Source organism: Actinophytocola sp. (assembly GCF_049647105.1).
GTDB lineage: Bacteria > Actinomycetota > Actinomycetes > Mycobacteriales > Pseudonocardiaceae > Actinophytocola.
The window spans coordinates 1-7,137 of record NZ_JBARWZ010000049.1; the positions used below are offsets into that span (position 1 = coordinate 1).

The 7,137-nt window shown below is 71.9% G+C and carries 6 protein-coding genes and 1 pseudogene; 3 read left to right on the plus strand and 4 right to left on the minus strand.

Annotation, left to right across the window (positions count from 1 at the left end; all coding sequences use genetic code 11):
- Window positions 1–226: 226 nt before the first annotated feature.
- Both WBA97_RS06770 and WBA97_RS06775 read right to left on the minus strand, forming a co-directional pair.
- Window positions 227–610, minus strand: coding sequence for an STAS domain-containing protein (locus WBA97_RS06770; protein WP_424229839.1), 384 nt, complete (start codon window positions 608–610; stop codon window positions 227–229).
- A gap of 95 nt (window positions 611–705) precedes the next feature.
- Complete coding sequence (locus WBA97_RS06775; protein WP_424229840.1) at window positions 706–831, minus strand: hypothetical protein; 126 nt, start codon at window positions 829–831, stop codon at window positions 706–708.
- 56 nt (window positions 832–887) lie between these two features.
- Here WBA97_RS06775 and WBA97_RS06780 point away from each other — a divergent pair, with 56 nt between their 5' ends.
- From WBA97_RS06780 to WBA97_RS06790, 3 genes are all read left to right on the plus strand, one after another.
- Entirely contained in the window at window positions 888–1,514 is a 627-nt protein-coding gene (locus WBA97_RS06780; protein ID WP_424229841.1) for a TetR family transcriptional regulator, read from the plus strand.
- A gap of 73 nt (window positions 1,515–1,587) precedes the next feature.
- Window positions 1,588–3,114, plus strand: a complete 1,527-nt coding sequence (locus WBA97_RS06785; RefSeq protein ID WP_424229842.1) for an FAD-dependent monooxygenase — start codon at window positions 1,588–1,590, stop codon at window positions 3,112–3,114.
- A 119-nt stretch (window positions 3,115–3,233) separates the two neighbouring features.
- Window positions 3,234–6,254: a tetratricopeptide repeat protein gene (locus tag WBA97_RS06790; protein ID WP_424229843.1), complete on the plus strand. Its 3,021-nt coding sequence runs from the start codon at window positions 3,234–3,236 to the stop codon at window positions 6,252–6,254.
- Between the two features lie 20 nt (window positions 6,255–6,274).
- Here the strand turns inward: WBA97_RS06790 and WBA97_RS06795 are convergent, their stop codons facing one another.
- Complete coding sequence (locus WBA97_RS06795) at window positions 6,275–6,820, minus strand: transposase (RefSeq protein ID WP_424229844.1); 546 nt, start codon at window positions 6,818–6,820, stop codon at window positions 6,275–6,277.
- Between the two features lie 73 nt (window positions 6,821–6,893).
- Window positions 6,894–7,137 (minus strand): annotated as a pseudogene (locus tag WBA97_RS06800) (M56 family peptidase); the annotation flags it as partial.

A 7,137-nucleotide genomic window follows, 5' to 3' on the forward strand; every position in this document is an offset into this window, starting at 1 on the left:
CTATCGGGCGGGTGGCGCTGGTCATCGACCAGCGCCACCCGCCTTGTGCCGTGCGCGTCGCTCCCTCGACGGCCCCGCCGTCACCCCGCGACGTGCCGGCACGGTAACGGCCGCCTGCCCCACGCACCCCGTGTCATCGGGCAAGCGGCCGTGAGTCCTTCGTGGGCTTAAGGACAGCGGCTCCGCGCTTTCGTCACGCGGTAATGGCCACAGTCACCCGCAGGGGTTACCTCGGAGCGGGGATAAGGGCCAGCCGAGCGTGCATGCCGGTCACCGCCATCGCCCGGCGCACCGCCCTGCTGCCCGGCACGATCAGCAGGGCGCTACCCAGCGCCAAACACCTTTCGTGATGGTCGACCAGAACCGACAAACCGGCCACGCCGAGAAAGCTCACCCCGGTCAGGTCCACGACGACCGGCGCGGGCGGCGACACGGCGGCCTCCGCGTCCACGAGCGTCGCGTTCAACGTGCCCGACGTGACGCTGTCCAACTCGCCGACGACGCGCACGAGCACCAACTGCCCCTCGATGACCTGCTCGACGCACAACTCCCCCGACGACGAGCCGCAAAGAGACCGCACGTGCTCCCAGGACCGCATGTCGCTCGGCATGTGACAGACTCCCTACCAGTGCAGATAACACTTTGCACTTTCGAAGTCACCCTAAGCACACGAGTGTGCGGGGCGCCAGTCGGCGAGCGCCGGACTCAGGCGAGCAGTTCGTGGGTGAGCACACCCTGCCACCGCTGCTCGACCCGAACGGGCGGCCAGCCGCGTTCGGTGGTGAGCGTCGTGTACGCATCGATCGTGCGGAGGGCCGGGCGGTCCGCCAAAAATTGCGGGCCACGAATTTTTGCGGAGCACGCAAGAATCAGTGTACGGTGACCGCATGGACATCGGGGAGGGTGCGCGTCCCGGGCTGCGGGAGCGCAAGAAACGGGAGACGCGGATCGCGCTGAGCTGGGCCGCCATCCGGCTCACCGTGGAGCGCGGCTTCGACAACGTGCGCGTCGAGGACATCGCCGCCGAGGCCGGCGTGTCGCCGCGCACCTTCAACAACTACTTCGCGAGCAAGGGCGAGGCGGTCGCCGCCCGGCAGCTCGAGCGGGCCAGGGCGATCGCGGACGAGCTGCGTGCCAGGCCCGCGTCCGAACCGTTGTGGGAGGCCATCACCAACGCCACGATGGCCCGGTTCGCGCTGGGACAGGACGACCACCGGGGGGCCGAGGACGAGCGGTGGGCCGAGGGCCTGCGGCTGATGGTCGGCGAACCCGCGCTGCAGGGCGAGTTCATGAAGACGAGCGCGGCGGTGGAGGCCGAGTTCGCCGCGGTGATCGCCGAGCGCACCGGCACGGACGCGGACACCGACCTGTACCCGAGGCTGGTGGCGAGCGCGGTGGGCAGCGCGATGAGGGTCGCCATCCAGCACTGGCTGCGCGCCGAAGCGCCGGGCACCATGGCCGACCTGCTGCGGGACGCGTTCGCGCAGCTGGCCAACGGGCTGCCGACACCCTGATCCCGTAACACCTTTCTCCCCAACCCGGCGCCGCCGGGTCGCTTCGCCATGCCCGAAACCGAAGGAGATCATCATGACCACCGAGGACGTCGTCATCGCAGGAGCCGGGCCGAACGGGCTGATGCTGGCCTGCGAGCTGAGCCTCGCGGGTGTCCGGCCAGTGGTGCTGGAGCGGCTTTCCGGCCACACCAAGGAGCACCGGGCCAACGGCCTGGTCGGACAGGTCGTGCGGCTGCTCGACCGCCGGGGGCTGCACGAACGCCTCAGCGGGAACCAGGACCCGCCGTTCGCGGTGCCGAGATACGTGTTCGGCGCGCTGCCGCTGGAGCTGAGTGGGCTCGACGACAACCCGCTGACCATCCTCCCGGTGCCACAGCACCGGATCGAGGAGGTTCTGGCGGAGCGGGCGGTCGAGCTGGGTGCCGAGATCCGCCGCGGCCACGAGCTGACCGGTCTGCGTCAGGACGCCGACGGGGTCACCGTCGAGGTGGCGGGCGGCGACCGGATCCGCACCAGCTACCTGGTCGGCGCGGACGGCGGGCACAGCACGACCCGCAAGCTCGCCGGCATCGGGTTTCCCGGTGTCACAAGGGACAACACCATCTCGCGGCAGGCGCACGCCTCGGTGCCCGCCGAGCTGATCGACCCGGCCACCGGCGGGTTCACCGTGCCGGGCTACGGGCTGATCCCGCCACTGATGCACCACCGCACCGAGCGCGGCCTGTTCGTGTACGCGCCGATGCGGCACGGCACGATGGTGATCACCATGGAGTTCAGCGCGGACTTCGGCGCGGACGTCCCCGACGAGCCGATGACGCTGGACGAGCTGCGGGCGAGCGCCCGCCGGGTGCTGGGTGTCGACGTGCCGATCCTGCCGCCGGAGGGCGACGGCCCGCACCTGGTGCGCAGGCTGACCGGCGGCAACACCCGCATCGCCGACCGGTTCCGGGACGGCCGGGTGCTGCTGGTCGGCGACGCGGCACACGTGCACTCCGCGATCGGCGGGCCGGGGCTCAACCTCGGGCTGCAGGACGCGGTCAACCTGGGCTGGAAGCTCGCCGCGGAAGTGCGCGGCCGGGCGCCCGCCGGGCTGCTGGACACCTACGAGAGCGAGCGGCGGCCCGCCAGCGAGCGGGTGGTCATGCACACCCAGGCGCAGTCGGCGCTGATCGCCCCAGGCAGTGACGTCACCGCGCTGCGCGAGCTGTGCACGGAGCTGTTGCGGGACAAGGGAAACGTGCGGCACATCGCGGCCATGATGGCGGGTGCGGACCTCCGCTACGAGGTGGGCGGCACGCATCCGCTGGCGGGCCGGTGGGCGCCGGACCTGGTGCTGCACAACGAGAACGGGCCGGTGCGGCTCGCCGAGCTGACGAGGAGCGCCCGGCCCCTGCTGCTGGACCTGACCGAGGACGGCACGCTCGGCAGGGAACTGTCCGGCGGGCACGACCGCGTGGACACCGTGACCGCCCGCGCCGAGGCCGCACCGGCGACGGCGCTGCTGGTACGGCCGGACGGTTACGTGGCTTGGGCCTCGTCGTCGGCCCGCCCGGACGGCGGCGCCCTCCGCGCGGCCATGGCCCGCTGGTTCGATGCCTGAGAATACTGTCCCACTTCTGTCATGTTCTCCCCGATTGAGTGTGGCTTCCCAATGCGGGTAAACCAGGGTTGATATCGTGCGTCATCACACGATGAAACAATCCCGTGGAAAGTCCTTTTATGACCGCGGCACCGCAGCCCGACTCACCGCCACTTCCGCGCGTGTTCGTGTCCTACGCGCACGACTCCAGGGCGCACAAGAGACAGGTGCTGCGGTTCTGCGGGCTGCTCCGTCACCTCGGGGTTGACGTCCGGGTCGACGAGTGGGACAACGACCTGCGGAGAGACTGGTACTTCTGGATGATCGACCAGCTCCGGTGGGCGGACAACGTCATCGTGATCGCGTCTGGGCAGTACCGGACCGCGGGCGACGGGGAGGCGTTGCCCGACTGCCACCGCGGGGTCCAGACCGAGTCCGCGATCCTGCGGGACTTCCTGCACGGCGACCGTGCGACGTGGACCCGCAAGATCCTTCCGGTAATACTCCCCGGCAGGTCGGCGGCCGAAATTCCGCGGTATCTCCAGCCGGCCAGCGCGAGCCATTACCACGTTCCGAAAATCACCCCGGCCGGTCTCGCGGAACTCCTTGGGGTGATCACCGGACGGCCGCGGCTGGGCACGGTGCCCGCGAGCGCGCGGCACGACGTGCTGCGCAGCGCGGCGCCGGAGGTCGTGTCGACGCTGCCGAGGGACGTCGTGTCGTTCACCGGCCGGGACACCGAGCTGGCCGAGCTGGTCACGCGGATCGACCGCGCGGTCGATCAGGGCGACGCGGCGATCCACGTCGTGAACGGCATGCCAGGGGTGGGCAAGACCGCGTTCGCCGTGCACGTCGCGCACCGGGTCGCGGACAAGTTCCCCGACGGGCACCTGTTCCTCGAGCTGCGGGGCCACACCCCTGGCCAGCGGCCGGTCACGCCGGTCGACGCGCTCGGGTCCCTGCTGCTCGCCGTCGGCGTCGCCGCCAGGCACGTGCCCGCCGCGCTCGACGACCGCGCGCGGCTGTGGCGGGACCGCCTCGCCGGCCGGAAGATGTTGCTGCTGCTGGACGACGTGGCCGACCACGAGCAGGTGCGGACGTTGCTGCCCGGCACCGCGGGCTGCCAGGTCGTGCTCACCAGCCGCCACCGCCTCGCCGGGCTGGAGGACGCGCGGCTGCTGCCGCTCGGGGTGCTCGCGCCCGCGCAGGCCGTCGAGATGTTCCTTCGGCTCGCGGGCAGGCAGCCCTCGGGTGACGAGCCGGAGCTGGTGCGGCTGTGCGGGCACCTGCCGCTGGCGATCGCCCTGGCGGCCGGCCGGCTGCGCAGCCACCCGACGTGGGACGTGCGGTACCTGACCGAGCAAATGGTGTCCACGCGTGACCGGCTGTCCGAGATCCGCGCCGACGACCGTAGCGTGGTCGCCGCGTTCGCCGCGTCCTACCGCGACCTGCCCGCCGACGTACAGTGCCTGTTCCGCAGGCTCTCCATGCACCCCGGCATCGACTTCGACCTCGACGTGACCGCCGCGATGGGCAGCGGCACCGTCGAGGCGACCAGGGCGCAGCTGGAGACGCTGTACCTCAACCACCTCGTCGAGGAGTCGGCGCCGGGCCGGTTCCGGCTGCACGACCTCATCCGGCACTTCGCGGGCACGCTGATCGCGGCGGACCCCGACGAGGACCCGGACGCGGTGGTGGAGCGGGTGCTCGACTACTACGTGCACGTCGCGACGACGGCCGCGGAACTGTTGCCCCAGCACGACCGGGTGCTCGATCCCCGGTGCGGCACACCGCCCGCGCACGCGCCGAGGTTGGCGACCGCGGCCGACGCGGTTCGGTGGTTCGCGGCCGAGCGGATCAACCTGAGCTGCTGTGTCGAGTACTCCCGAGGCCACGGCCGGGCCAAGCACACCGTGCACCTCGCGGCCGTGCTGCACTCCTACCTCGCGCAACAGGGCCACTGGGACGACGCGCTCGCCATCCACGACGTGGCCTGCCGCGTCGCCGAACGCGTCGGTGACCTGCGCGGCCTCGCCGTGTCGCTGCGCAACCGCGGCGTCGTGCGGCACCTGCTCGAGGACCACGGGGTCGCGATGACCGACCTGGTGCGCGCGCACCAGCTCCACGCACAGCACGGCGACCTCATGGGTGCGGCCGACGTGATCCAGTGCCTCGGCACGGTGCAGTGCGCGATCGGCGACTACGCGGCCGCGACCGCCAACCTGTCCGCCGCGCTCGCGCTGTGTGAGGAGGTCGGGGACCGCTTCGGTGTGGCCAGCGCCCGCTACCGGCTCGGCATAGTGGCGCACCTGACCGATGACTACCGGGCCGCCGCGTCCGACCTGGCCCGTGCCTACGCCGTGTTCACCGAGTGTGGCAGCGGACAGGGCCAGGCGGACGCGTTGAGCTACCTCGGTCTCGTGCTGGCGATGGCGGGCGACCACCCGCTCGCGCTGCGCGGCCTGACGAGGGCGGCGGCGATGTGCCAGGAGGTCGGCGACCGGCGAGGCATGGCGAACGCGTTGTGCCGCCTCGGTTTCCTGCTGAAGACCGTCGGCAGCTACCAGGAGGCGGTCGCCGTGGGGGAGCGGGCGCACGCGTTGTTCGCCGACCTCGGCAGCAGCCACGGCCAGGCGGCGGTGCTGACCGACCTGGCCATGTCCAGATACCTCGGCGGCGACCGGACACCGGAGGACCACGCGGCCGCGGTCGACACGCTTGAGGAGGCGCTCACGCTGTGCGGCAAGGTCGGCGACCGGCTGTGCGAGGCGTCGATCCACAACGGGCTCGGCGTGCTGCAGCTCGTGGCGGGCCGATGCCACGAGGCGACCAGGAGCCTCGACCGCGCGCTGGAGCTGTGCACCGAGATCCGCGACCGCACCGGCATGGCCGAGACCCTGAACAACCTCGGCCGCCTCGCGTGGGACTGGCCGGAGGCGGGGGACGCCTTCTCCCATCACAAGCAGGCACTGGAGCTGGCCCGTGAGATCGGCAACCAGCTGGAGGAGGCGCGGGCACTGGAAGGCATGGGCCGCTGCCTGGTCCGCGACTGCCACGTCGGCAACGGGCACGCCCACCTCCGGGAGGCACTGACCCTGTACGCACGCCTCGGCGTCCCGGAGGCCAGGGGCGTCCGCGCGGCGCTCGCCGTGCTGGGGTGAGTGGCTCGGGCTTTCCGGAATCAGTGTTCCGGTGGCCGGTCGGCCGAGGTGAGCCATGACAGTTCGTCGGTGAGGTCGGCCTGTTGCCGGGCCGCGGTGGCCAGCCGGGCCCAGGTGCCGTCGGCGTGCCAGCGTGCCCACCGCGCGTACAACGTCTGCCACGGCCCGAACTCCGGGGGCACCTCCCGCCACCGCACGCCTGCCCGGTGCTTGTACGCGATGCCCTCGAACAGCTCGCGATGATCGCGGGTCCGCCCCCGCCGCCGCGTCCGCTCCCGCAGCAGCGGCGCCAGCGCCGCCCACGCGGCGTCCGACACCTGTCTGCCGACCGCGCCTGCCGGGGATGGGTCCGGTGCGGACGGCTTGAGCCGGAAGCCGAGCTCGGTGATGGCGGCGGCCACCGCGTCCTGGCCGGCCAGCCGAGGGTCCAGCGTCACCAGGATCTCCCGGGTCCGCGTCGTCGCGTGTGCGCTGGTCACGCCGGGGAGCGCCATCAGCGTCTCGTCGATGAGGGCCGCGCAGTCGTCGCAGTGCATGGTGACGACACGGAAGACGTGGGTCTCCATCGCAGCCTCCTCACCGATGCTGATTACTATCATGCATCGTAGGTAGCTGCGGTCGGCGGACCACACGAGAGGCTCAGGCCGGGCAGACCACCACCGCGATCGCCACGAGCAGGCCCGCGCCCGTCACGAACGGCAGCGACACCGCCGTGAGCGCGGTCAGCCCGCACGAGATGCCCCGCCACACGCGTCCCGGCACCGGCATGTCGTGCCGCAGCCGCGCGATCCGGAGCCCGACCGCGTCCTGCGCCATGGGCAGCGCGGCGCTCGGCGCGCCGTGCTGGGTGACCGTCAGCAGCGCGGTCCGCACGGCCGATGGC